Genomic DNA, 23,392 nt, shown 5'->3' on the forward strand with positions numbered 1-23,392 from the left:
GCCGTGCCAATCGCGGCCATCGCCGAACAGGACGATGCTCGTGTCTGGGCTCGCCGCCGTCATGTGGGGGATCAGGAGAAAGAGCGCGACAGCACCGCGCTGTCGATGCGGCCCGCCTCGAAGCTCTTGCCCGATTTGAGCGCCGTCACCGTCACCATGGCCGGGCTGAACAGCATGCGGTCGATCGCATAGAAATCGCCCTTCACCGCGGCGAAGATCTCGGCGAACGGCCGGCCGTAGTCCTTGGACTTGAGGCTCGGCAGCGCCTCGGCGAGCGCCTTGGCATTCTTTTCGTCGCCCGAGACGAAGAGCTGCACCCGCCCGCCATAGATGATGGCGTCGTTGGTGCGGCCCATGGCCTCGACGAAGGTGGGCGCGGGCGGCGGCAGTGGTGCGGTGGCGATGCCGTCGACGATATGGTCGAGCGGAAAATGAAGCTCGTGCGCCTTGTGGAGCGCGACCTCTAGGCAGCGCGCGGCGATCTGCACGGTGCCGGCGAGGCTCGAGGTCGGCGCATAGAGGAAGGTGAGCCGCTCGGGCGGGAGCTTGCAGGCCTTGGCGACGGCTTCGACGAGAGCGGCGGGCGGGGCGCGGTCGGCTTCGATCACAAGTGTCGCGCTCGCCGCCTTGTCGCGGTAGCCGAGCTCCTCGAACAGCTTCTCCGAAGAGCCGATCGCCCGCGCAGGGCCCGACCCCAGCACGTTGAATTTCTTGCCGTTATCGTCGACCGAAAGGCTCCAGCCGGCATATTGCGAGCCGAGGCAGGCAATCACCGGTTGGCTGGTATGCACCGTCACCATGAACGGCCAGGCGCTGTCGGCGTCGGTCGTTTCGAGCGACACGCGGCCCAAGCCGCCGAGGCAGACCTCGGCCATCCGGCGCCCGGCTTCGAGACCGCCGGTCGCGCGCACGCCGCAATCGATGCGGCACTCGCCGAGACTTCCCGTCGTCACCTCAACGCGAAGCGACCGCGCCTCGTCCATCATTGACCTGACGATCGGCTCGACCGCGGTGTTGACGCTCGGCAGGTCCCCCTCTGCGGCGCTCGCTTCCGTCTTTTTGTCCATTTTGTTCACGGTAATCCCCCCTGCATTTACTTTCGATGCATGCCAGGACTGTTTTCGTTCGTGCCTCGACCAAACTCTTGGCGCGCGCGGTTGTGCCGGCGCGGGCCCACACAGTGCATATCGGACGCTCTTTGTCGATAATTTCTCCGGGCTTAGCTCGGTCGGCGGTCCAGGCGGGCCAGGCCATGGTTAGTGGAACGGCGAGGCGTCTTCGAGCGAAAACGATGGCCGAGGCCGCGGCTCCCGCGGGCCTCGGCGCCTGGCGCGGAAGCTTGTCGCGCTGCGCCGCCTCGAGGTGAAGCTTAAGGAGCGGGGCATCGGCGCTGTCGAAAATGTCGATTGTGGCGCCGGGGCGGGGGTTGATCTCGAGCAGAAGCGCAGTCTTTCCCTTCACCATGAAATCGGCCGAGGCGAGACCTCTGATGCCGAAGGCTGAGACGGCGCGCTCGACGGCAGAACGCATTGCCTCCTTGGCCGAGGGGGTAAGCCGGGCAGGACGGACCGCCCCGCCATAGCGAAACGGCCTCCCCTTCGACGGCGCCGGCCACTGCTCGCTGAAGCCGAGCACGCGCGCGCATGTCCCGTCCGCGAGGAAGAGCGCAGAGACGGGAGAGCCCTCGACCCGCTCCTGGTAGTAGCGGTTTCCGCGCTTGCGCGCGCTGCGATCGATCCCGATATGGCTGCCGCCGGCACCGCCCTCGCGTTTGACCAGCCAGTCTTTCACGCCGCGTGCCGGTCTTACGCACGTTGTCGCAGGGTGGGCGATGCCGAGGCGGTCGAGCGTGCTGAAGAAACTCTTTGGGTCCTTGAGCCGCCTGACCGTCGCCGCGTCGTTGCCGATGAGGGTCCACCTCTCGGCGATGCGGCTGAGAAGCTCCGGTCGGTCCTCGAACCCCGAGCCGTAGACGAACCCCAAGATCGGCGCCGGGCTTGCCGCGGCAAGCGCATCGAGCGCGCGTGCAAGGCTCGCCCACCGGAAGCCGCGCGCGATGTCGTCGAGCTTACAGCAGGCGTAAGCCGCCTCCTGCGTGTCCATATCGGCGAAGAAATCGGCGACGAGGGGCACGAACCCGGCCCGGCGCGCCGCTTGCGCGAGCGCGCGGCCCGAGACGGCCGCAACCAGGAGCGCGAGGCCGTCAGCCGACGAGCTTCTGGGCAAGGGCGTAAGCGTCTCTGAAATCGAGATAAAGCGGCTTCGGGGTCTCGATCATCTGCTTGAACAGTCCGAATTCGGTCTTGTACTTGATATTGCCGACCGCGAGCGCGCCGATGCCGACGGCATTGGTGCCGGGAATCGGCTTGCCGTTGTCGTTCACGCCGACGCCTTCGATACCGGACGGCGGCACGGCGTTCACGTCGGCGGCAACCTTGAGCTTGGTCGCATCCTTGAGCTGATCGGTCGTCAGCAGCCTCCGCCCGGCGGGACCGGCCGAGAAGATGATGTCGGCCTCGCGCGCGAGCACCGCCTTCTGCTCTTCGGTCGAGCCGTCGGCATAATCGAGCGCCTCATCGAAGCGCGCATTGGCTTCGAGCGCGAGCTTCTTCACCCGCTCGGGTCCGTCATAGCCGACGAGGGTAGCCTTGGCCCCGTCGCTCACCGCGATCACGGCCGAGGCGAAGGCGACCACGCCAGTGCCCCCGAACACCACAACGCGCAGGCCCTTGAGATCAACCGAGAACCTGTCGCGCAGCGCCTTTTTGGCGCAGGCGACCATGGCGGCGGCGGTGGTGAAGGAGCCGGCGGGATCGGCGAACACCGAAATCTCGAAGGGCGGCACCATCGCCTTCTTGGCGCGATCCATCATGTCGAGCGCTTCGATGGCGCGCTTGCCGCCGATGAACATGCCGGTTCGCTTGATGCCCTCCGGCCCGCGCGAGAAAATCGCGTCCTGCACCAGGCCGTAGACGTCCTCGACGGTGACATTGGTATAGGGGATGGCGTGATCGAAGCCTGCGTCGAGGCCCATGTTCACGTCGAACGGGCTCATATGCTTGAGCGGCGTGAGCATGTGCAGAATCCGGGGGGTCGCCATGGGCGTTCGCGTCTCCCTGCTGTGACGTTGGCCTCGCTTTAGCATACTCGGTGCCAAGGCCAAGCCTCTCGATGAGCGGTGGCTTAGCGGCTCTATACCGTGGTCTCGATGACGGCGCCCTCGTTGCGGCCTTGAGCAAGCTCGAAGCTGAGCCCGGCGTGAGAGGCGCGGGCACACGCCTCACGGAGCAGAGCCGCGCCGTCAGCCTCCGATGGCACGAAGGCGAAGCCGGTCGGGCCCCATGAGCTCTGGCCGATGCCGGTTAGTCCCATTCTGGCGAGCCAGGCAAGCACCTCGCTCACCGCGGCGCTGCTATAGGGACCGCCTTGCAGCGGGGCGAAATAAGCGCCCATGACGCGCTGCAAATAGCCGATCTGCTCGCAGAATCCGTCGAAATCGCAAGCGCCAAGTGCCGGCAAGGCGATATCCGTGAGTCTCCGGCTAAGCTCTCTCGTCTCCGCCTCGGGAAAGTCTGGCAGCGAGGAAAAGGCGGCCGCCTCGCTTGCGCCGGCCAGTCCCTTTGCCGCTGCGTCGAAGATGAGCAGCACGCGCCAAGCGGCCGGGAATGGGAGGCGGGAGACGAGCGCAGGCAATTCGCCGTCAGGTCTCGGGCCGCTGTCGAGCACGGCGCCGCCCTGCTCGAAGGTGAAGATGCCGATGCCCGAACGCGCCCCGCGCTGAAGCCGCCTTGCAATCTCATGCAGCGAAAGGTCCAAGCCTTCGAGGGTCGAAAATGCCGAGCCTACGGCGAGCGCGAGCTGGGTACCCGAGCCAAGCCCGGCATGGGAGGGAACGATCTCGCTGAGCGTGAGCGCGTGAGCGGCCTTCATGCCGCAGCTTGCCGCGATCGTCTTGAGGTAGCCCTCGGCGCGCCAGTGCTCGGGACCGGTGACGCGTGGGCTCTCCGCCCGCTGGAGCGAAAGGCGCGTGCCAGGCCGGTCGAGCGAAAGGCCGAACGAGCCGAACGGGCGCTTGCCTCGTCCGCTCGGGTCGAGAAAGCCGAAATGAAGCCGCGCGGTCGCGGTGACGGTAACACGCATGGGAAGGCGGACTTTGGCGGCGCCGGGCGAGGGTGAGGAAAAGGCCTCCATTGATCGGGCGCAAGCCTCTCGATATGGTTTCGGTTCCGGGGAAGTGCCCACTGTTTCAAAAGACAAGTCTGATGGCAACGTCCGAACGCACCTACAGCGATGCAGAGGTCGAGGAGCGGCTCAAGAAGGAGTTGCCGCACTGGTATCTCGAGGATGGCTGGATCAGGCGGAAGTTCCGCACCAATAGCTGGAAGGGCACACTGATGGTGATCAACTGCGTCGGCCATCTCGCCGAGGCGGCCTGGCACCATCCCGACATCACCGCCTCCTATGCCTGGGTCGAGGTGAGGCTCAAGAACCACGCCGCCAAGGGCATCACCGACAAGGACTTCGATCTCGCCAAGAAGATCGAGGAGGTCGTGCACTGGCAGCCGGGCAAGGAGGGCGGCGCGCTCGAAGGGACGCCCGCCGAAGACATGCGCTTCGCCTATATCAAGTACGATAAACCCAAAGCCTGATCGATTTGTGCCCCCCATCCTTGCGCTTTCGGCTCCCCTCGTGGGACCGGCCGTAGGCTGACGATCTGAGCCTGCTTCATCCCCCCGCTTGCGCCCTTTGGCCCACCTGTTTAATGGTGCGCGGCTGAACCGCCGAAGCCGAGGGAGAGGGCGCTAAATCCCGTCATGTCGAAGCTGAACGTCAAGGGTGTCACCATCGTCGAGACTTTCGCCGAGGCCTTTCCGATGGTGGGCACGCGGATCGTCATTACTGCGCCGACGCTCGAATGGGCGATGATCGCCGCGCGCACCATGACGGGCTTCGCCACCTCGGTGATCGCCTGCGGCGCGGAGGCCGGTATCGAGCGGACGCTTTCGACCGAGGAGACGCTCGACGGGCGTCCCGGCGTCGCCGTGCTGCTCTTCACCATGGACACCAACAAGCTCCAGACCCAGCTCAGGAACCGCGTCGGGCAATGCGTGCTGACGAGCCCAGGCTCGGCCTGCTTCGCCGGGCTTGTCGGCGAGAAGAGCTTGAAGCTCGGCTCATCGCTCAGATTCTTCGGCGACGGCTGGCAGGTGTCGAAGCGGGTGGGCGGACGGCGGTTCTGGCGCATCCCGGTGATGGACGGCGAGTTCGTCTGCGAGGAGAAGACCGGGCTCACCAAGAAGGCGGTCGGTGGCGGCAACCTGCTTGTGCTCGGCAAGAGCCACGCCGCCGTGCTGGCGGCCTGCGAGCGCGCCGTGCGCGCCATCGACGAGGTGCCTGAGGTCATCACGCCGTTCCCCGGCGGCATCGTGCGCTCGGGCTCGAAGGTCGGCTCGAAATACAAAGGCCAGATCGCCTCGACCAACGACGCCTATTGCCCGACGCTGAAGGCCGCGGTGAAGACCGAGCTTCCGGCTGATGTCGAGGCGGTGATGGAGATCGTCATCGACGGGCTGACCAAGGACGCGGTCGCGGCGGCGATGCGCGCCGGCTTGCACGCCATCGCCGAAGGCGGCGCCGAAGCGGGCATCACCCACATCACCGCCGGCAATTACGGCGGCAATCTCGGCCCGCATCATTTCCATCTCAAGGACCTCATCTGATGGGCACGCTCAGTTTCGAGCTCAAGGCAAAGCCCGATCAGCGGCTCGACCTGTCGCCGCTCGTCCCCGCCAAGCTCAAGCCGCTCAAGGGCAAGGAGATCGAGGCGCTGATCGTGGGAACCACGCGCGACAAGCTTAAAGTCGGCGATCTGTTCAAGGTGAAAGGCGAGGGGGGCGGCGCGGTCGCCTTCGCCGGCACCGACGCGCGCTGCGACAAGATTGGGGCCGCGATGAAGGACGGCGAGATTCTCGTCGAGGGCGACGTGGGCGCCTATCTCGGCGCCGGCATGAAGGGCGGCAAGATCACGGTCAAGGGAAGCGCCGGAGCCCTTGCCGGCGCGAGCATGGCGGGCGGAGAGATCGCGATTGACGGCGATGCCGGCGAGCGGGCGGCCGGCATTCTTGTCGGCGAGACGCTCGGCATGCGGGGTGGGCTCTTGAGCATCGGCGGCAATGCCGGACCTCTGCTCGGCGAGCGCATGCGCCGCGGGCTCGTTATCGTCAGCGGCGACACGGGCGATTATCTCGGCGGGCGCATGGTGGCCGGCACCATCATCGTCAAGCACCGCGTCGGGCGGTTCGCGGGCTTTGGGTTGAGGCGCGGCAGCCTCATTTTGCTCGAGGAGCCCAAGGAGCTGCTTCCCACCTTCGGCGACAGCGGCGTGATGGAGTTCGACTATCTCAGGCTCATGGAGCATTGGCTGCGCGAGACGGGCCGCGCCATCAGCCTCGGGGCGCGAGCGCGGCGCCTGATGGGCGACCAAGCCGCGCTCGGCAAGGGCGAGATGCTGATCGTCGCTTGAGATTTGATCGTGAGCATTTTCAGTTCCAGCATAGAATTCCGTCATGGCCGGGCTTGTCCCGGCCATCCACGTTTTGGTTGTGCGAGAAATCGTCGATGCCCGGCACAAGGCCGGGCATGACCACTCGTTTTGATTGGACTCCGTACTATATGGGCTATGCTCGGTATGCCGGGCGGATGTCGTGTAATTGGCTCTTGAAATGACCGCTTCGCCTTTCGTGCTCCTCGACGACAGCCTGACGCCTGGCGGCCGGAGCCTGCTCTTTGCCGAACCCGAGCGGGTGGTTCAGGCCTCTTCGCCCGATGAGGTCGATGCCGCGCTCGACGAGGTGTCGGCGGGGCTTGCCCGCGGGCTCCACGCCGCGGGCTTCTTCTCCTACGAGCTTGGCTATTGCCTCGAGCCGAAGTTGCGGCACCTGCTTCCCGCCGACCGGCGCGTGCCGCTGTTCTGGATCGGTCTCTTCCGCGCGCCGCTTCCTCTCGACGACGCGACGACGCGCGCCTGGCTCGATTCCCACGGCGGCGCCGAACGCGCCAAGATTTCCGATCTCACGCTGTCCTGGACGCGCGCTGAGTACATCTCCGCCTTCGACAAGGTCGAGGACTACATCGCGGCCGGCGACGTCTATCAGATCAACCTCACGCTCAAATATCGCTTCGCCTTCGAGGGCGATCCGGTTGCGCTCTACGCCGCGCTCAGGCGGAAGCAGCGCGTCGCTTACGGCGCGCTCATCCGCACCGGCGATCACGACGTGCTGTCGCTGTCGCCCGAGCTCTTCTTCCGGCGGGAGGGAAAGCACATGTCGACGCGCCCGATGAAGGGCACGGCGCCGCGCGGCCGCACCCCGCGCGAAGACGCGCGGCTCAAGACCTGGCTTGCCATGGACGAGAAGCAGCGCGCCGAGAATTTGATGATCGTCGATCTCCTGCGCAACGACCTCGGCCGCGTGGCCAAGATCGGCTCGGTCGAGGTGACCGACCTCTTCACCGTCGAGACCTACCGCTCGGTGCATCAGATGACCTCGGGCATCTCGGCCGAGCTCAGATCCGATATGGGGCTCAAGGACATGTTGCGCGCGCTGTTCCCGTGCGGCTCAGTCACCGGCGCGCCGAAGGTGCGCGCCATGGAGATCATTCGCGAATTGGAATCCGAGCCGCGCGGCATTTACACCGGCGCGATCGGCCATATCGCGCCCTCAGGCGATGCCCAGTTCAACGTCGCGATCCGCACCGTCGTGCTCGACGCGCAAGGCGGCGAGATGGGCATCGGCAGCGGCATCGTCGCCGACTCGAAGGCCGAGTCCGAATTCGACGAGTGCCTGCTCAAGGCCCAGTTCCTGATCAGGCCCGACGCGCCGTTTTCGCTCATCGAGACCATCCGCTACGAGCGGGGCAAGGGACTGCATCTGCTCGAGCGGCATCTCGCCCGGCTGCAATCCTCCGCCGGCCATTTCGGCTATCCTTTCTCGCGCGAGGCCGTCCTTGCCGCGCTGGCTGCCGAAACGGCGCGCATCGAGGCGCCTGTCGCCATGGTGCGGCTCCTGCTCGCCGAGGAGGGGGGGATCACCGTTACCTCGACGCCGATCGAGCTCCCGACCAAGGACACGGTGTGGCGCTTCGTCATCTCCGACCAGCGCCTCGACGAGAAGGACCCGTTCTTCTACCACAAGACCACGCGGCGGCAGTTCTACGACCGCGAGATGGAACGGCAGAAGGCGCTCTCGGGCTGCGATGAGGTGGTGTTCCTGAACAAGAAGGGCGAGCTGACCGAGGGCACGCGCACCAATCTGTTCATCGAGATCGACGGGCGGCTGTTCACCCCGGCGCTCACCTGCGGGCTTCTTCCCGGCACGCTGCGCGAGGAACTGCTCGACCTGCCGCGCGCCGCCGCGAGCGAAGCGATCCTGACCCCGCAGGATCTTCTCGATGCCGACCGCATCTATCTCGGCAATTCGGTGCGCGGGCTGATTCGCGCGGAGCTGATCGGCGCCGAGCGGAACGAGCGGGCGCGCGAACCGGCCCATGCCGGGGCGGGGCATTAGCCCAGATTATTCCCGAACTCCGTCATGCCCGGCTCGCGCCGGGCATCCACGATTTGACACGCTGCGGGAAGGAAAATCGTGCATGGCCGGTCAAGCCCGGCCATGCCACTTCGGAGCGGAGCGTTAGTGCGTCTCGTGGCGATCTTCGCTCTGGGCGGTCGACGTCCCGTTGGGCGTCTGTCCCGTCTGCAGCCGGCCGGCAGCCTTGCCGAACGAGGCTCTGATCTCGGACCAGGCGCGCAGCATGCCTTCGCCGACGTCGCGGGCGCCCTGGCGCAGCGGCTCGGAACGCTCCCACACCTGCTTGGCCGCTTCGGCCGAGCGGGTCCGCATGTCGTTAAACGTGCTCTCGGCTTCCGTCTGTGCGGTCCGCCGCATCTCCTCGAACTGCTGCTCGGTGGCGCTCCGGTACGTTGCCGCGCGCTCCTGCACGTCCTTGAAGCGCGCCTGAAGGCTGGCGAGGAAATGCTCGCCGAGCTGCGCCGTGTGCATGCTGAGCTCGGCGAGCTGGCGGCCGAGCATGTCGAGGTCGCGCTGGAGCTCGGACCATTCCTTGTCGGCCTTGCTCTGAGATTGATCGAGTTGGGAGGGGGTGTTGTCTTGCATGGCTCGCCTCACTGGACAGTTTTAAACGGCAGTCTCTTCGCTTTCATGCGACGGGGCTTGGCTGCGCAGCCAAGCGGATAGGCGATCGAGCATGGCTTGGGCGAGACGCTCGGCCTCGTCCCATGACACGCCCGCCGACCGGCTCCACGCCTCAAGCCTTGCCATCGCGTCGCGGGCGAGTGTGTCGGCTCTGTCTTTCTGGCCGCTTAACGCGGCGCCGAGCTCTGCGAGCCGGGAGTGGAAGGACTTCTCGGCTGCCTCGATCTCATCCTCGTGCTCGCGGGCAAGCCGGGCGGCTTCCGAGGCGGCATCGTAGGTCTCGGATTTGAGGTAGGCGACGAAATCGCCGATCGCGCGCTGTAGGGAATTTTCTTGTGCCTCAATGGGTTCCGTCTGGGCAAGGGCCGAACCGACAAACGTCGCGGCGCCCACAAACGCGGCAGCCGCCAGAGTCAAGCTGCAAGACGACAAAAACCCTCGCACGGACTTTCCCCATCGCAAGCGGTGCTCCGCATTAGATTTGGCTGCAAGCCGCTCGGGTCAAGAGGGACTCGAGAAGATTGCCCTCGATTATTCACGGGCATGGGGTTGCCGTCGCCCAGGCCTGGTAGCTGTCGCCGGAACGTCTTTCGCATCTCTCCGGTCATCGCTACAAGCTCAGCCTTGCAGCCGGCGCGAGCCCGCATCGCGGCGACAACGATCAACGCACAGGCAAGACCGCACGCGATAGGCATTGCATCGGCCGCGCTCTTCTCTCTTCTCGGGGCGAGAGTAGGGCACGCGGACCCGCTCGCGCTTTGAGCCGTGTCAAGGAGTTCCGGTCCAGGGAAGCGTCACCCAGCCAAGCCCGAGCGCAAGACCCGCGAGCGCCGCAAGCGCGAGCGAGGCAATCAGCACGTAGAAGATCGCGCGCGGGCCGGTTCCCTGACGGGCTTCCGTGGGGGTGAGCGTTTGCGGCGCCTCGTCGGTCCTTTCTTTCTTCATGACGAGGAAACGCCCGACCAGCGGCGCCGTTCCGGATAAGAACGGTCGCCCCTCCCGACGAAGAACGATCGAGCTAGCAGCAACAGCCCTTATGGGAAGTTTGGCGGTCGAGCGTTTGGATCGCGTCCTGCACGGCGCGAAGAAGTTCGCCCGGGCTGCGCTGTCCCTCAGGCGGCATGCCCTCGCCGGTGGCCCGCATCAAGTCCTCGGCGTCCTCCTGCCAGCGTAGCAGGATCGCCTTTCTCTGTTCCGTGGAGAGGCCCTCCGCGTGAAGCACCTCATGCGGCGCATGGAACACGGTGGCGGGATCGAGCAAAGCCTTGTCGAGATCGAGCGTCGTCACGGCTCACTCCAGTCCTTGGTTGCGGGCTCCCGGCACGGATGCCTTTGGCGAGCTATACACGAGCTTACATCAGCGCCGGCAAACGATCGGTAAAGCGGCGGGGGAGCGCTTACGCCGACTTGGATAGGCCGACGTCTCCGTCTCCGACCTCGTGTTCGGCAAGTCCAAGCATATCGGCGATCCGATTGCGCGCCCGATTGACCCGGCTCTTGATCGTCCCCACGGCGCAATTGCAGATCACGGCGGCCTCCTCGTAGGAGAAGCCTGCGGCACCGACCAGGATCAATGCCTCGCGCTGGTCGTCGGGAAGCCGCACGAGGACGGCGCGGAAGTCTTGCAGGTCCATATGCCCGTGCTGCTCCGGATGGGTGGCGAGCCGCGCTGCATAGGTGCCGTCGGCGTCCTCGACCTCGCGCTTCCGCTTGCGGCGCTCCGAGAAATAGGTGTTGCGCAGGATGGTGAACAGCCACGCCTTCAGGTTGGTGCCTTCCTTGAAGGACTCGAGATGGTTCCAGGCCTTGAACAACGTCTCCTGCACGAGATCGTCGGCGCGCTCCTTGTCGCCGCATAACGATACGGCAAAGGCGCGCAGATTGCCGATCTCCGCGACGAGGGCATCCTTCAGGCTCGCAGACACCTGGTGCTGCAATTATTTGTCTCCGCTCCGCTCGAGATCCTTGAGGAGGCGCAGCAAATGTTCGGGAATAGGCTCGCGCGCAACTTCGTCGAAGACCGCGCGCACGTGCCGGCCAATGTGGGCCTGTAGATTAGGAGACAGTCCCGTCTCCGGCTCGGCGAGGGCCGCATCCTCGCCGGAAGCGCGGTGATCGGCGGACGTCCCGGCTTCGACGGTCTGATCCATCTTCTTTCTTGCGCCTGGCATAGCGAGCCGGCGGTCCTTGCTGTTCCTGCCTCGGTTCACGACCGTCCCCTATCCGCTCTCCTCGCCAACGCTGAAGATAGCGGATTTCCTACGGTGCGAGGGTAGAAAAACGCCTAAGGTGCCAAATGGTTCCGCGGCCGGGAACCGAGCCTGGTTTGAGAGCGTTTGTAAGCGCTGGGATATGGTTTTTGGGTTACCACTCCGCGCCGGTTCGTGAGAAAATGATCTCGACCTAACCACACGGAAGTTCAAGCCCAATGCCGATATCGAAGGCGATTGCCCCGCATATTCCTTACCTTAGACGCTTCGCGCGCGCGCTGGCCGGCACCCAGGCCGCTGGCGACGCTTACGTCGCAGCGACCCTCGAGGTGTTGATCTCCGACCCCGCTCAGTTCGACACGAGCCTCGATCCGCGGGTCGCGCTCTACCGCACCTTCCTCGGGCTGTGGAACTCACTCGACGTCAATCTCAAGGCGGAGGCGCCGCAGGGACACGTAACCGCAATCGACCGCCGGCTCGAGCAGCTCACCCCGCTTCCGCGCCAGGCCTTCGTGCTGACCTCGGTCGAAGGGTTCACCACCGAGGAAGCCGCAACGATTCTCGACGTTCCTGCCGACGAGGTGCAATCCTTGGTCGAAGCGGCGGGCCGCGAGATCGCCGCGCAGGTCGCGACCGACGTGCTTATCATTGAGGACGAGCCGATGATCGCCATGGATCTCGAAAGCATCGTCGAGGGGCTCGGCCATCGCGTCACCGGCGTGGCGCGCACGCATGCCGAGGCGGTCAAGGCGGTGACCAGGGCGAAGCCAGGGCTCGTGCTGGCCGATATTCAGCTTGCCGACGGAAGCTCCGGCCTCGATGCGGTGAACGAGATGCTTGCGTCCTTCGAGGTACCGGTCATCTTCATCACCGCTTATCCCGACCGGCTCTTGACCGGCGAGCGGCCGGAGCCCGCCTTCCTCATCACCAAGCCCTATCAGCCCGATACGGTGAAGGCGATCGTGAGCCAGGCGCTGTTCTTCGAGCGGCGCGCGCATTTGCGCGACCGCCCGTCGGCGGTGAGCGCGTAAGTTCTGACTTTGTCATGCCGGCGTGAGAGGTCATCGGGCAACCGCAACCGGGGCCTTACCCAAAGTGGTTACCGGACGCCCGCTGGCACGGAGCACGACAAGTGCGGATGGGTTAGATTTTTCTGAGCAGGATCAGGATCAAGAGGATCACGAGGATCAGCCCGACCACGCCCGAGGGGCCGTAGCCCCACCCGCGGCTGTAAGGCCAGGACGGGAACGCGCCGAGCAGAATGAGAATGAGAATGATGATGAGGACGGTCGTCAGCATGTCGCCTCTCCCTCGGAGCGGTGAAGCCGGTCCTCACCGCGCTCTATTGCGAGCAGAGGGAACCTGACACTAATCCCTATGCCTTGACTAGTCTTGTGCCCCTTGGACGGGACGTCCGCCGCGGCGTCTTAAGGCTCCGCCGCCGCGGCAGACATCGCGACATCACATGTTGCGGATCCAGTTGTCGACCTGTCTCTCGGCCTCGTCCTTGGCGATTCCGTATCTCTCCTGGATCTTGCCGATCAACTCGGTACGGCGGCCCTCGACGACATCGAGATCGTCGTCGGTGAGCTTGCCCCACTGCTGCTTCACCTTGCCGGTGAACTGCTTCCAGTTGCCTTCGATTCGATCCCAATTCATTGCAACATACTCCTTGGCTCGCGGCCCTGCCGAGGGTCGCATTGGGGGGGTTCGTCTTACGAGAGACGGGTTAACGTTCGGCACGCTTATCCGTTCCACTTGCAAGCTTCGTGTCGTGCCTCGAGGGACTTGATCGGAGCCGGCAAATACCATGAACTCAGGAGAGGAGGGCCGCGGGGTCGGTGCCTAGCCCATGGCAGCAACACGCATTCTCGTCGTCGAAGATGAGTTTCTCATCGCGCTCGATATCACGGGCGTTCTCGAGCAGGCGGGGCTCGCCGTCATAGGCCCCGCCGCCAATGTCGGCGACGCGCTTCAGGCGATCGAGAGCGAGGAGGTGCACGGCGCGCTGCTCGACGCCCATCTCGCCGGCGAGCCGGTCGGCCGCATCGCCGACGCGCTCGCCGCGCGGGGAATTCCCTTCGCCTTCGTCTCGGGTTATGGCCGCGAGCAACTGCCGCCCAATTATCGGACCGCGCCCCTGGTGAAGAAGCCTTTCACCGGACGCGATCTACTTGCCGCCGTCGCCCGCTTCTAGGGATGCCCGCGCGCAACCGAAGCCGACGACGCACGTTGCTGGAGAGAAAAGGAACCTTCGCCGCGACGCCGAACCACCACCCTGGGAGGGTCACATGCTGACATGGGCGCTCATCTTTGCCGTCATCGCTCTCGTCGCGGCCCTGTTCGGCTTCGGCGGAATCGCCTCGGCCGCGGCGGGCGTCGCGCGCATCCTGTTCTTCCTCTTCCTGATCGTGTTCCTGATCACTCTGATCGCGGCCCTGCTCTAGAGACAAGAACGCCCGCAAGCCGGATGGGGCTCGGCCGCGGGCGTCATCGTTTCGAGGGCTTTAAGGAGGGGCGAGCGGTCACGCGTCGCTTGCCCTCGAATGGCAGAAAAACGCCATTTCCGACGAGGAGGTTCCCCTTGGTCTCGCCGGCTGTGCTTGCCGAAAGTCAACCCAATACCCAAATTCGGGTCCTGGAAGACTGCGCACGCTGAACTATTGGCCCTCACAGCGGTTTAGGGGGATGAAGTTGCGGCCCTTATCCGGGCTGATCATCGACTATTCTCATGCCGACTGCGCAACATTCTGACTTGGCGTCCGCGGGGATCATCTACATCCACGCCATCTCCGATGGTGTCATCGCTTTCTCGCTGTTCCTCATCGCCGCGGCTCTGATCTACCTTTACCGTCGGAGAGGGGAGACGAACGCCGGCGAGTCGACCCTCACCACGCTCTTCATCCTGTTCATCGCCGCGATCGGCCTCGCTCATCTTGCCTCTCTCGCCGGCCTGTGGACGCCGTCCGCCGGCGTCGAGGCTGTGTTGAAGGCGCTCGCCGCGCTGCTCGCTTTGACCACCGCGATCGTGATGTGGAAACTTGCGCCCGAGCTGCTTCGGCTTCCTTCGCGCGACCGGCTCCAGGCCGAGGTCGCCGCACATCTTCGTACCTTCGAGGAGCTCAAGGCCGCGCGCCAGCAGCTCGAGGAACGCGTCGAGGCGCGCACCAAGGAGCTCGCGGAAGCGAAGCAGCGTTTCGAGATCGCGTTGCGCGGCTCGCCGATCTCGGTGTTCACCCAGGATAAGGAGCTGCGCTTCACCTGGGTGCACAACGCGCCAGCCGGCCTCGTGCCCGAGCTCATTCTCGGCAAGACCGACGAGGAGGTGCTTCCCGCAGAGGCCGCCAAGACCATCGCGGCGGCCAAGCGCAGGGCCATGGGCAGCGGCGAGCCGCAACAGCTCGAGACGAATTTCACCCTGCTCGGCCGCAAGCGCTCCTTCTATCTGATGATCGAGGCGCTGCGCGACGAGGAGGGCAGGGTGATCGGCGCCACCTCGGTCGCGGTCGACATCAGCGAGCGCAAGGCGAACGAAGATCAGCTCCGCCTCCTGCTGAGGGAGCTGACCCACCGCTCGAAGAACCTGCTTGCCGTGATCCACGCCATCGCCAGGCAGACCGCCTCGCGCACCCGCTCGGTCGAGGACTTCGTCGATCGCTTCAGCGCGCGGCTCTGCGCCATCGGTTGCTCGCACGACCTTCTCGTTGCCGACAACTGGCACGGCGCCTCGTTGCGCATGCTGGTCGAGCAGCAGCTCTTTACCTACGCGCAGCGCTTCGGCGAGCAGATCGCCATCGAAGGCGAAGACGTGATCTTGAAGCCCGAGGCGGTGCACAATCTCGGGCTCGCCTTGCACGAGCTTGTTACCAACGCGCAGAAATACGGCTCGCTGTCGCAGCCGGAGGGACAGATTCGCATCCAGTGGAATTTCTGCGAGGAGGCCTCGAAACTCAAGCTGACCTGGCAGGAGCGCGGAGGGCCCAAGGTCGTCCCGCCCGAGCGTTCGGGGTTCGGCCGGGCGATGATCGAATCCGTCGTCGGCCGGGCGCTCGACGGGGACGTGAAGCTCTCCTTCCCGGAGAAGGGCGTCCGCTGCGAGATCGTGATTCCCGCTGCGCAGGTGACATCACGCGGCTAGGCCGTTTCCGCCTGCTTCAATGCGCTCAATCCCGGAGGCGTCGAGGGGAGGTCCTTCGGGACCATGATCGTCAACGCCTTGGCGAGCAGGCTGAACTCGACCGGCGTTGTCGTGGCAAGACCGCCATCGGCGTTCACCGGCCGTGGTTTCGGCGTCCTGATGCGCACCCGCGTTGCGGTATGCCGGTCGAGCACGCTCGGCCGCATTAACCCGAATCTGAGATGCGTCAGGCAGGCCAGGAGCTGCCAGAACGTGCCGGGATAGACGATGTAGAGATCGAGCTTCCCGTCATCGATCGCGGCGTCCTCGGCGACGGTAAGGCCGCCGCCGTGATGGCGCCCGTTGCCGACGCTCACCTGGTAGACGGCACCGGACCAGGTGGGGCAATCGTCGATGTCGAGTTCGACGAAGAATGGTTGGATATGGCGTAGCGACCGCAGAAAGCCAATCGCATAGGCTAACACCCGCCATTTCTTCTTGAGTTCCGGCGACTGCGCCGCCATGAGCTTGGAAGCGGCCCCGACGCTTGCGACATTGAGAAAGGGGCGCCCGTTGGCGAGCCCGACGTCGATCTGGTGCGGGTGTCCGGTGAGCGCCGTCTCGAGCGCAGTCAGGGGATCGGTGGAGAGGCCGAGCGTGCGCGCAAGGTCATTCGCGGTTCCGAGCGGGAGCACCGCCACAGGCTTCTTCAGCTTGAGCAATTGCGGCAGGGCATGAGACAGGCTGCCGTCGCCGCCGCCGATGGCGATACGCTCGGCGTCCCCGCCATCCTTGTCCAAAATAGTTTCGAGCTCCGTCTTGTCGCGAGTGACTTTGAGCTGAATATCGCCCCGGCGCGCGCACCACTCCGACAGCGTTGGCAACATCTCAGCCGCCCGCGACGCGTTCGGATTGACAACGATCAAGAGACGTAACTCTCCAGCGTTCATTTCCGACCTCCGCCGGCTAACGCCGGCACTATCGAAGCCGTTGCATCAACAGCCTCGTGATCGGCCGTGCGCGCAAGTTGAATTGAAGTCTAAAGACGAGCGGCTCAATCTTCGGGCAAAAGCGGCAATACTCAAAGGAGCGATCATGGTTACGCGACGAAACGTTGCCCTGGGCGCAATCGGGGTTGTGGCCCTCAGTGCGGCGGGTCTTGGCCTCATGCGCTGGCGTGCCAAAGCCAATGCCGCCGCCGAGACCTTCGAAGTCACCCACACGCCGGAGGAATGGCGCAAGATCCTGACGCCGGAGCAATACGCCGTGTTGCGCGAGCAGGACACCGAGCGCCCGTTCACGAGTCCCCTCAACAACGAACACCGCAAGGGCGTCTTCACCTGTGCCGGCTGCGACCTGCCGCTGTTCTCGTCCGCGACCAAGTTCGACAGCCACACCGGTTGGCCGAGCTTCTATGCCCCGCTCGATGGCGCCGTCGCCGTGGAAACCGACTATACTTTCGGCATGGTCAGGGAGGAGGTGCATTGCCGCCGCTGCGGCGGCCATCTTGGCCACGTGTTCGATGACGGGCCCCCGCCTACCGGCAAGCGCTACTGCATGAACGGCGTGGCGCTGAAATTCGTGCCCGCCGCGGCGACTTAAAAAACTCTCTTGAGAGCACGGAACCGAACGCCGGGGAGCGGCATTATTGGCCCCGGCGGGCAGATGTTTCGAGTTCCCGCCAATGCCGTATACGGGGGTGAAGGGGTCGGGGTCCGGCCCTTTCGCTCGCCGGAAGATTTTACTTCTCCTAATCTGTGGCTTGGCGCGGAACGACATTCCGGCTTAAGGTCTCCCTTGTATTCGTCCCGAATTGGGTGGCAGGGAGGGTTCCATGCGGGTCGTCACCGCCGCGTTACTGCTTCTTCTTTTGTCCTGGTCGCCGGCGCTCGCCAAGATCAAATTCTGCAACAACTTCAAATACCCGCTCCACATCGCCATCGCCTTCGAGACGAGCAGCGGCTGGGTCTCCGAGGGCTGGACGGGAGTTAAGCCGAATAGCTGCTTCGAGGACGCCGACTATTCGGAGCTGACCTCGTTCTTCTATCACGCCGAGACCGACGCCATCGATACCGGCGACGGCAACAAGACCACTTGGTCGTGGGGCAACAAGCGTTCCTTCAGCGTGATGAACAAGCCCTTCAAGATCACCAACGCCGACACCCAGGCGAAGGATGCGCGGCTCGCTGATTTCTCGGGCCCGATCAAGTTCAATCATCCATGGACGACGGTGACCCTGACCTTCGTCGAGAACACAACGACGATCTCGATCCCCAATTCCGACAACTCCGACGACAAGCACTCGCAGTGATTTTCGCGACGTGGGCCTGACGGTCTTTCCTCGGCCATGTTTCGCGGGCACAAGGCGCGCAAATCCATGGCACGAGGAGGAAGCATGAGTGATCGCACAACACACACCGAGCTGCCGCCTCAGGCGGTTTTCGCGCAGCTCTTGTTTGGCAAACAACTGACCTATTCGCTGTCGGGCGTGGCGCGGCTCGGCGTCGCCGACCACATGGGCAAGACTGCCCGCCCCGTCGAGGAGCTTGCCGCCAAAACGGGCGCCCACGCGCCCTCCCTCTATCGCGTCATGCGCATGCTCGCGAGTCTCGGCGTGTTCAGGGAGGGACCCAAGCGCCATTTCGCCCTTACGCCCGTCGGCGAATTGCTCAAGACCGACGCGCCGATCTCACTCCGCTACATGGCGATCATGTTCGGCGAGGAATTCTCGACACGCGCCTACGCACATTTCACCGACTGCCTGCGCACTGGCGGCGACGGCGTCACCAAAGCCTACGGCAAGGACATCTGGCAGGTCCTGGCCGAGCACCCGGCCCAGTGCGAGGTGTTTCAGCAAGCCATGACCGCCAACTCGTCGGCCTCGGTTCCCGCCATCGTCGAAGCCTACGATTTCACCGGCATCAAGCGGATCGCCGACGTCGGCGGCGGCCACGGATTGCTGCTCGGCTCTATTCTTAGGGGCTACCCGGCGATGAAGGGCGTCCTGTTCGATCGGCCCGAGGTGGTGGGGAGCCTGCCCAAGACTGCATTCGCCGGACTTGAGGGTCGCGTGGCTGTCGAAGGCGGAAGCTTCTTCGAGCGCGTTCCGGACGACTGCGACGCTTACATCATGAAGCACATCATTCATGACTGGGACGACGATCACTGCCGCACCATTCTGCGCTTGATGCGCGAGAAGCTGCCGAAGAATGGTCGCGTGCTCGTATGCGATATGGTGGTCGGCGACGATCCGGACCCGACCCCCGCCAAGATGCTCGATATCGAGATGCTGGTGATGACGGTCGGCGGCAAGGAGCGCACCGAGGCCGAGTTCGCCGAGCTGTTCGCCTCATCGGGGCTCAAGCTCAACCGCATCGTGGCGACAGCGCCGACAGCGCGTCCGGTCGCCGTGATCGAGGCCGTGCCCGCCTAAGACTTTGCCGCGGCACTCGTAAAAGAGCCCGGCATGCCTGAGCATGTCGGGCTCTCTTTCGTCTGCGACGCGGCGAACGAGGCGCCGAACGTTTTAGTAGCAGTAATCCCAATAGCCGCGCGTATGCGCCGGGTTGGCCCAGTACCAGCAGAGATTGGGGGCCGGCGCCGGCGGGATCGCATTCACGGCGAGGATGGTGCCGAGGGCGACGCCGGCGACGAAGGTGCCGTAATAGGGCTTTCTCACCCAGGCTTTATAGGGGCGCACCACCACCACCTTCTTGTTCACATAGACGTTCTTGTGGATCTTGACGTGCTTGTTCACATGAACCTTGACGCCATGCTTGACGTTGCTCACCAGCGGGTCGCCAACGGCGAAGCTTGCGCCCACGCCCGGTGCCAACGCTCCGGCTGCCGCGGGAAGGGTCAATGCAACGCTCAGCACGCCAGCCAAGATCGTCGCCCCTCGTCGTGCCTGATGGATCATCGATTATCTCCAGTTGTTCCGGTCCCACTCCGAGCGCACAGCAAAGTGGCGCCAGCGCGGCGCGCGGTTCCCTCGCGCGCCGAGCGGGGTGCGGCATGTTGTCAGGACGAAGCCTTCGCCGTGATCAACGCAGTGCCCATCAAATCGATCGAGAGGCATGGCACCCGATGGCGTCTCACGCGTTAATGACGAGGTGGGCGCTGCCAGGAACTGGAGACACGCTATGTCTCGGACAGTATCGTTGCCCCGCGCGCTCATCGTCGAGGACGAGATCGTGATCGCGATGGATCTCGAAGCGCAGATGAAAAAGTTGGGTTTCGAGGTGTGCGGTGTGACATCGAACGCGAGGGAGGCCCTTCAGATCGCGATGGATGAGCCGCCCGACATCGCCATCATGGACATCTATCTGAACGGTGCCCGCGACGGCATCGAGGTCGCGAGGCAAGTCTACGATCTATTTGCCACGTCGGTGATTTTTGTTACCGCCTACGGCGATGACGAGGGCCTCATGGATCGAATCCATGAGCAAGTCCCTGAGGCGACCGTGCTGTCGAAGCCGCTCTACGGGAGCAAGCTTGCCGAGGCGATCACGCGGCTCGCGCAAGCGAGATCAAACGCGCCTCGCCTCTACAGCTGAGAGGCTCATCGCGGCCGATAGGCTCACCGCTTGAGGAGAAGCGACAGGTGATGAGCCGTGGTGTCCCGCGCGACATCCTCGGTAATGGCGGTGATGGCGCGCGCGAGCCGGCGCACCGCCCCGGCGGGGGACGCCAGGGGCCGCTCGTCCGTTGCGATCGCGCTATCTTCGATCGCGCCTAGCCCATCGATGAAGGCGGCGAGCCGCTCGCTCTGCTCGACTTCGGCGGCGAGCTGTTCCCAAGCGGCGGCGAAGCTCAAGAATTCACGCCGGTCCTCCGCGCTCGAGGTCTTTGCCGCCACCTCGATGCAGCGCGCCGCGTGCGCCGCGCATGCCTCAGAGTGTTTCGACATGGGGTTTTGCCCTTCTCTCGTGCCCGAGCCATAAAACCCAGAAGAGTCGCGATCGTTCCTTCCGAGCGAAGAAGCCCAGCGCGCGGGGGAACGGCTGGGCTTCTGCTCGTTGCGTCTCGCAACCGGCCGGCGCGCGGAGGGGGGAACCGGAGGGGGGACGCGCCGGCAAAACCAAAACCGCCGACACGCCCCTCGGGTTTCGTCCCGCTCCGAAAAAGGAGGGGCAGCTGAATCGCTGCTCCTCGAACCAAACGGCGCCGCCGGCGTTTGTCGATCACGGAGCTCGTGCTCGATGCGGCATCCTGGTCGGGCGCGAGTATCCGGTGAGCTAAAGCGGCGAAAGCGCGCGGTGCGCGCAAGCGAAAGCCGCCGCGCGATCCTGGAGCGGGAAGGCCAGAGGCCTTCCGCTCCTCACGCTGTTCCGATGGTCACCCCCTAAGCGTTTGGCGGGAGCTGCTCCAAGTCTTGCGGAAGCGCCGAGACGTCGCCGAACGAAAGCATGACGATGGCGCGGGCGAGCGTCAGGGTGAGCGCCGCGAGGCTTACGATCACTATGAGTCCCGCGAAGACCTGGCTGAGGCGGCCCATCGGGCCGGATCCGGACGAAGGTCCGCCCCAATCTTGAAACGGCGCTGTGGGAACGAAGAGGCTCAGCATGAGAGACCGCCGCTTGATCACGATGCGCGATTCTTGCCGAACAACGTTAGGCGGAGGCGTATGGGTTCACGCCCTGCGCGAAAAAATGGCTCCCCGGGCCGGACTCGAACCAGCGACCCAGCGGTTAACAGCCGCTTGCTCTACCAACTGAGCTACCGGGGAATAGGGTCTTTGCGCCTCGAAAAGCGCCTGCTTGCCGCTAGATAGCAAAAGGGCTCGCGGCTTTCCAGAGCCTTGCCGCTCGATTTCGCGGGGAGGCGGCTCCATAGAGCGGCGCGGCTTTAAGCGCGGTTGCGGGGGCATCGGCGAACTCCTATGTCCGGCCTATTCGCTCGCCCAAAGGAGGCGTGAAAGCCGGCATGGCTCACAGGGTCCGCCTTTTCGACCGCCACGTTCATCTCCCGCAATCGAAGCCGATCCGCATCGGGCTCGGCATCGTGCTTATCGCCGGCGGGCTATTGGGCTTCCTGCCCGTGCTCGGCTTCTGGATGATTCCCCTCGGGCTCCTCGTGCTGTCGGTCGACATCCCCATCGTCAGGCGCTGGCGCCGCCAGGTCACCGTGTGGTGGCACCGGAGAAGGGGAAAGGCTGAGACCGCTCCGGCCGCAAGCGAGCCATCGTCCAAGAGCTAGCTCGATGGGCAGGGCTAGCCGGCTTGCGCCGTTGCGTCCTTAGGGTCGCAAGGAGAGATCGAGCTAAGGGCGCTTAAGTCTTGGAGGCCACGCCCGGAATCGAACCGGGGTGCACGGATTTGCAGTCCGCTGCGTCACCACTCCGCCACGTGGCCATCTCAAAGTCGCTAACTACTGGATCGTCCCCCACCTCTGTCAATATCCGCGAACAAGCGAGACCGAGGAATGCTAGCAGCTTCGCGGCCGCTCATGATAAGCACGCCCTCCAGTTAGTTAATCGACCCCGGCGGTTCCAGAGGACAAGCATGGCCGATTTCGCGCGTCAGCGCCAAAGCATGGTCGACTCGCAGCTCAAGACCAACGAGGTGACCGACCGCAGGATCCTCTCGGCCATGGCCGAGCTTCCGCGCGAGCGCTTCGTGCCGCAGCGCATGAGCCTCCTCGCGTATATAGATGAGAGCGTCGAGGTCTTTCCGGCCCGCGACGGCGCGCCGGCGCGCTATCTCCTCCCGCCCCTGGCGCTCGCAAGGCTCGTTCAACTCGCCTCGATCGAACCGCATGACAAGGTCCTCGACGTCGGCTGCGCCACCGGCTACTCGACCGCACTTCTTGCCCGCCTTGCAGGCTCGGTGATCGGGCTCGAGCCCGAGCCCGAGCTTGCGAGTGCGGCCAGGCGCCTCCTGGGCGAACTCTCCGCCGCCAATGCGACGATCGTCGAGGGCGCGCTTGCGGAAGGGGCGGCGAGGGAGGGACCCTTCGACGTGATTCTGTTCAATGGCAGCCTCGAAGTGGTCCCCGACACGTTATTGTCGCAATTGCGCGAGGGCGGCAGGCTGGTCGCGATCGTCGCGAGTGGTGCCAACAAGGCGAGCCTCGGCAGGGCCTATCTCTTCGTCAAGGCTGCGGGGGAGACCAGCGGATTGCCTCATTTCGACGCGGGGGCCAAGCCCTTGCCTGGGTTCTCGCGCGCGCGGACCTTTGCTTTCTAGCTTTTCCGCCTCGTGAGGGCACTGTTGCCCCGATCCCACAGTAGCTTGAGCTTTTTATGGAATTCGGCCCAAAGCAACTTTCGTGGTTGCCGGAGCCTGCTTATGCTGAGCGCCAAGGCTTCGGCCGCAGTAGGGGCGGGGGCGTCACCGACTTGCGGGAGTGTGGAAGTGCGAGGCGTCATCGGCAGGCACCTAAGGTCGGCCTGCGCGGGAGTGTCTTGGCGGCTCAGTGGCGGGGCTGCTCTCGTAATTGCGTTCCTCGTCGCCGTCGTGCCCGGTCGTCCGGCTTCCGCCGAGACGCTCGAGCAGGCGCTGGCTGATGCCTACTTGATCAATCCCGTGCTGAATGCCGAGCGCGCGCGGTTGAGGGCGACCGACGAACAGGTCGCGCTCGCCAAGTCGGGCTTGCGCCCATTCATCTCGGGGAGCGCGGACTACGGCTTCGAGAATACGGACAACGATGTCTCGCGTCCTCGCGGGACCACGGCGAGCGGTAGCGCACTTGGCATCTCCTCGGCCGGCGGCGCGCCAACGGGCACAAGCCACCCACGCGGCTGGTCGGTTCAGCTCACACAGCCGCTATTCGAGGGCTTTCAGAATCTGAACGCCGTCCGCCAGGCGAAAGCGACGGTGCAGGCTGCGCGCGAGAGCTTGCGCACCGTCGAGCAG

31 protein-coding genes and 2 tRNA genes are annotated in these 23,392 nt (G+C 64.7%); 15 read left to right on the forward strand and 18 right to left on the reverse strand.

From position 1 onward, the window contains the following. Positions 1-71 precede the first annotated feature (71 nt). The 4 genes from mch to VFB18_RS04230 all read right to left on the reverse strand — a co-directional run bounded on the left by mch (position 72) and on the right by VFB18_RS04230 (position 4,140). The gene (mch, locus tag VFB18_RS04215) at positions 72-1,067 is read right to left on the reverse strand and encodes a methenyltetrahydromethanopterin cyclohydrolase (RefSeq protein ID WP_324971328.1); all 996 of its coding nucleotides are present in this window, start codon (positions 1,065-1,067) and stop codon (positions 72-74) included. Next, the gene (locus tag VFB18_RS04220; protein WP_324971329.1) at positions 955-2,226 is read right to left on the reverse strand and encodes an ATP-grasp domain-containing protein; all 1,272 of its coding nucleotides are present in this window, start codon (positions 2,224-2,226) and stop codon (positions 955-957) included. Before VFB18_RS04220 ends, mch begins: the two co-directional genes overlap by 113 nt. Beyond that, positions 2,204-3,100, reverse strand: coding sequence for an NAD(P)-dependent methylenetetrahydromethanopterin dehydrogenase (locus VFB18_RS04225; RefSeq protein WP_324971330.1), 897 nt, complete (start codon positions 3,098-3,100; stop codon positions 2,204-2,206). The genes VFB18_RS04220 and VFB18_RS04225 overlap by 23 nt, the downstream gene beginning before the upstream one ends. Before the next feature lie 92 nt (positions 3,101-3,192). Continuing rightward, entirely contained in the window at positions 3,193-4,140 is a 948-nt protein-coding gene (locus VFB18_RS04230; protein ID WP_324971332.1) for a GHMP kinase, read from the reverse strand. 122 nt (positions 4,141-4,262) lie between these two features. Between VFB18_RS04230 and VFB18_RS04235 the strand changes: the two genes are divergently transcribed. The 4 genes from VFB18_RS04235 to VFB18_RS04250 all read left to right on the forward strand — a co-directional run bounded on the left by VFB18_RS04235 (position 4,263) and on the right by VFB18_RS04250 (position 8,564). Next, positions 4,263-4,649: a 4a-hydroxytetrahydrobiopterin dehydratase gene (locus tag VFB18_RS04235; protein ID WP_324971333.1), complete on the forward strand. Its 387-nt coding sequence runs from the start codon at positions 4,263-4,265 to the stop codon at positions 4,647-4,649. A gap of 165 nt (positions 4,650-4,814) precedes the next feature. Further along, positions 4,815-5,720 (forward strand): formylmethanofuran--tetrahydromethanopterin N-formyltransferase, encoded by a 906-nt coding sequence (gene fhcD, locus VFB18_RS04240; RefSeq protein WP_324971334.1) that lies wholly within the window; start codon positions 4,815-4,817, stop codon positions 5,718-5,720. Then, positions 5,720-6,523 carry a formylmethanofuran dehydrogenase subunit C gene (locus VFB18_RS04245; RefSeq protein ID WP_324971335.1) on the forward strand — a complete coding sequence of 268 codons (804 nt, stop codon included), beginning with the start codon at positions 5,720-5,722 and terminating at the stop codon, positions 6,521-6,523. The genes fhcD and VFB18_RS04245 overlap by 1 nt, the downstream gene beginning before the upstream one ends. Before the next feature lie 199 nt (positions 6,524-6,722). After that, positions 6,723-8,564: an aminodeoxychorismate synthase component I gene (locus VFB18_RS04250; RefSeq protein WP_324971337.1), complete on the forward strand. Its 1,842-nt coding sequence runs from the start codon at positions 6,723-6,725 to the stop codon at positions 8,562-8,564. A gap of 123 nt (positions 8,565-8,687) precedes the next feature. Here VFB18_RS04250 and VFB18_RS04255 read toward each other — a convergent pair whose 3' ends face one another. The 6 genes from VFB18_RS04255 to VFB18_RS04280 form a co-directional block, all read right to left on the reverse strand. Continuing rightward, positions 8,688-9,170, reverse strand: coding sequence for a hypothetical protein (locus VFB18_RS04255; protein WP_324971339.1), 483 nt, complete (start codon positions 9,168-9,170; stop codon positions 8,688-8,690). Positions 9,171-9,191: 21 nt separating this feature from the next. Next, complete coding sequence (locus tag VFB18_RS04260; RefSeq protein WP_324971341.1) at positions 9,192-9,602, reverse strand: hypothetical protein; 411 nt, start codon at positions 9,600-9,602, stop codon at positions 9,192-9,194. Between the two features lie 375 nt (positions 9,603-9,977). Then, a complete protein-coding gene (locus VFB18_RS04265; RefSeq protein WP_324971342.1) occupies positions 9,978-10,154 on the reverse strand; it encodes a hypothetical protein in 177 nt (58 codons plus the stop codon). A 73-nt stretch (positions 10,155-10,227) separates the two neighbouring features. Then, positions 10,228-10,497, reverse strand: coding sequence for a hypothetical protein (locus tag VFB18_RS04270; RefSeq protein ID WP_324971343.1), 270 nt, complete (start codon positions 10,495-10,497; stop codon positions 10,228-10,230). 109 nt (positions 10,498-10,606) lie between these two features. After that, positions 10,607-11,146: a sigma-70 family RNA polymerase sigma factor gene (locus tag VFB18_RS04275; protein ID WP_324971344.1), complete on the reverse strand. Its 540-nt coding sequence runs from the start codon at positions 11,144-11,146 to the stop codon at positions 10,607-10,609. Continuing rightward, the gene (locus tag VFB18_RS04280) at positions 11,147-11,359 is read right to left on the reverse strand and encodes a NepR family anti-sigma factor (protein ID WP_324971345.1); all 213 of its coding nucleotides are present in this window, start codon (positions 11,357-11,359) and stop codon (positions 11,147-11,149) included. A 278-nt stretch (positions 11,360-11,637) separates the two neighbouring features. Between VFB18_RS04280 and VFB18_RS04285 the strand changes: the two genes are divergently transcribed. Then, entirely contained in the window at positions 11,638-12,450 is an 813-nt protein-coding gene (locus VFB18_RS04285; RefSeq protein WP_324971346.1) for a response regulator, read from the forward strand. A 112-nt stretch (positions 12,451-12,562) separates the two neighbouring features. Here VFB18_RS04285 and VFB18_RS04290 read toward each other — a convergent pair whose 3' ends face one another. Both VFB18_RS04290 and VFB18_RS04295 read right to left on the reverse strand, forming a co-directional pair. Continuing rightward, the gene (locus VFB18_RS04290; RefSeq protein ID WP_324971347.1) at positions 12,563-12,718 is read right to left on the reverse strand and encodes a DUF3309 family protein; all 156 of its coding nucleotides are present in this window, start codon (positions 12,716-12,718) and stop codon (positions 12,563-12,565) included. Between the two features lie 162 nt (positions 12,719-12,880). Further along, on the reverse strand, positions 12,881-13,078 hold the full coding sequence (locus VFB18_RS04295) for a CsbD family protein (RefSeq protein ID WP_324971348.1): 198 nt from the start codon (positions 13,076-13,078) through the stop codon (positions 12,881-12,883). Positions 13,079-13,271: 193 nt separating this feature from the next. On the opposite strand from VFB18_RS04295, the gene VFB18_RS04300 reads away from it, so the two are divergent. From VFB18_RS04300 to VFB18_RS04310, 3 genes are all read left to right on the forward strand, one after another. Further along, positions 13,272-13,616, forward strand: a complete 345-nt coding sequence (locus VFB18_RS04300; protein ID WP_324971349.1) for a response regulator — start codon at positions 13,272-13,274, stop codon at positions 13,614-13,616. A gap of 94 nt (positions 13,617-13,710) precedes the next feature. Then, entirely contained in the window at positions 13,711-13,866 is a 156-nt protein-coding gene (locus tag VFB18_RS04305; protein WP_324971350.1) for a DUF1328 domain-containing protein, read from the forward strand. Between the two features lie 284 nt (positions 13,867-14,150). Continuing rightward, on the forward strand, positions 14,151-15,557 hold the full coding sequence (locus tag VFB18_RS04310; RefSeq protein WP_324971351.1) for a sensor histidine kinase: 1,407 nt from the start codon (positions 14,151-14,153) through the stop codon (positions 15,555-15,557). On the opposite strand, the gene VFB18_RS04315 is transcribed toward VFB18_RS04310, so the two are convergent. Next, positions 15,554-16,486, reverse strand: a complete 933-nt coding sequence (locus VFB18_RS04315; RefSeq protein ID WP_324971352.1) for a YegS/Rv2252/BmrU family lipid kinase — start codon at positions 16,484-16,486, stop codon at positions 15,554-15,556. The genes VFB18_RS04310 and VFB18_RS04315 overlap by 4 nt on opposite strands. A 145-nt stretch (positions 16,487-16,631) precedes the next feature. Between VFB18_RS04315 and msrB the strand changes: the two genes are divergently transcribed. The 3 genes from msrB (at position 16,632) to VFB18_RS04330 (ending at position 18,969) form a co-directional block, all read left to right on the forward strand. Beyond that, positions 16,632-17,138, forward strand: coding sequence for a peptide-methionine (R)-S-oxide reductase MsrB (msrB, locus tag VFB18_RS04320; RefSeq protein WP_324971353.1), 507 nt, complete (start codon positions 16,632-16,634; stop codon positions 17,136-17,138). A gap of 232 nt (positions 17,139-17,370) precedes the next feature. Further along, a complete protein-coding gene (locus tag VFB18_RS04325; protein WP_324971354.1) occupies positions 17,371-17,847 on the forward strand; it encodes a DUF1036 domain-containing protein in 477 nt (158 codons plus the stop codon). A gap of 84 nt (positions 17,848-17,931) precedes the next feature. Beyond that, positions 17,932-18,969: a methyltransferase gene (locus tag VFB18_RS04330; protein WP_324971355.1), complete on the forward strand. Its 1,038-nt coding sequence runs from the start codon at positions 17,932-17,934 to the stop codon at positions 18,967-18,969. Between the two features lie 93 nt (positions 18,970-19,062). Here VFB18_RS04330 and VFB18_RS04335 read toward each other — a convergent pair whose 3' ends face one another. Next, complete coding sequence (locus VFB18_RS04335) at positions 19,063-19,455, reverse strand: hypothetical protein (RefSeq protein ID WP_324971356.1); 393 nt, start codon at positions 19,453-19,455, stop codon at positions 19,063-19,065. A gap of 223 nt (positions 19,456-19,678) precedes the next feature. On the opposite strand from VFB18_RS04335, the gene VFB18_RS04340 reads away from it, so the two are divergent. Continuing rightward, a complete protein-coding gene (locus VFB18_RS04340) occupies positions 19,679-20,092 on the forward strand; it encodes a response regulator (protein WP_324971357.1) in 414 nt (137 codons plus the stop codon). Positions 20,093-20,115: 23 nt separating this feature from the next. On the opposite strand, the gene VFB18_RS04345 is transcribed toward VFB18_RS04340, so the two are convergent. The 3 genes from VFB18_RS04345 to VFB18_RS04355 form a co-directional block, all read right to left on the reverse strand. Next, positions 20,116-20,445 (reverse strand): hypothetical protein, encoded by a 330-nt coding sequence (locus tag VFB18_RS04345; RefSeq protein ID WP_324971358.1) that lies wholly within the window; start codon positions 20,443-20,445, stop codon positions 20,116-20,118. A 435-nt stretch (positions 20,446-20,880) separates the two neighbouring features. Then, positions 20,881-21,033 carry a hypothetical protein gene (locus VFB18_RS04350; protein WP_324971359.1) on the reverse strand — a complete coding sequence of 51 codons (153 nt, stop codon included), beginning with the start codon at positions 21,031-21,033 and terminating at the stop codon, positions 20,881-20,883. Positions 21,034-21,188: 155 nt separating this feature from the next. Beyond that, positions 21,189-21,264: transfer RNA gene (locus tag VFB18_RS04355), tRNA-Asn, on the reverse strand. 197 nt (positions 21,265-21,461) lie between these two features. Between VFB18_RS04355 and VFB18_RS04360 the strand changes: the two genes are divergently transcribed. Then, entirely contained in the window at positions 21,462-21,734 is a 273-nt protein-coding gene (locus VFB18_RS04360) for a hypothetical protein (protein ID WP_324971360.1), read from the forward strand. A gap of 81 nt (positions 21,735-21,815) precedes the next feature. On the opposite strand, the gene VFB18_RS04365 is transcribed toward VFB18_RS04360, so the two are convergent. Next, positions 21,816-21,889: transfer RNA gene (locus VFB18_RS04365), tRNA-Cys, on the reverse strand. A 150-nt stretch (positions 21,890-22,039) separates the two neighbouring features. Between VFB18_RS04365 and VFB18_RS04370 the strand changes: the two genes are divergently transcribed. After that, a complete protein-coding gene (locus VFB18_RS04370) occupies positions 22,040-22,723 on the forward strand; it encodes a protein-L-isoaspartate O-methyltransferase (protein ID WP_324971361.1) in 684 nt (227 codons plus the stop codon). A gap of 213 nt (positions 22,724-22,936) precedes the next feature. After that, the coding region (locus VFB18_RS04375) for a TolC family protein (protein ID WP_324971362.1) at positions 22,937-23,392 on the forward strand (456 nt) is incomplete at its 3' end.

The organism is Methyloceanibacter sp. (genome assembly GCF_035650995.1).
Taxonomy (GTDB): domain Bacteria; phylum Pseudomonadota; class Alphaproteobacteria; order Rhizobiales; family Methyloligellaceae; genus Methyloceanibacter.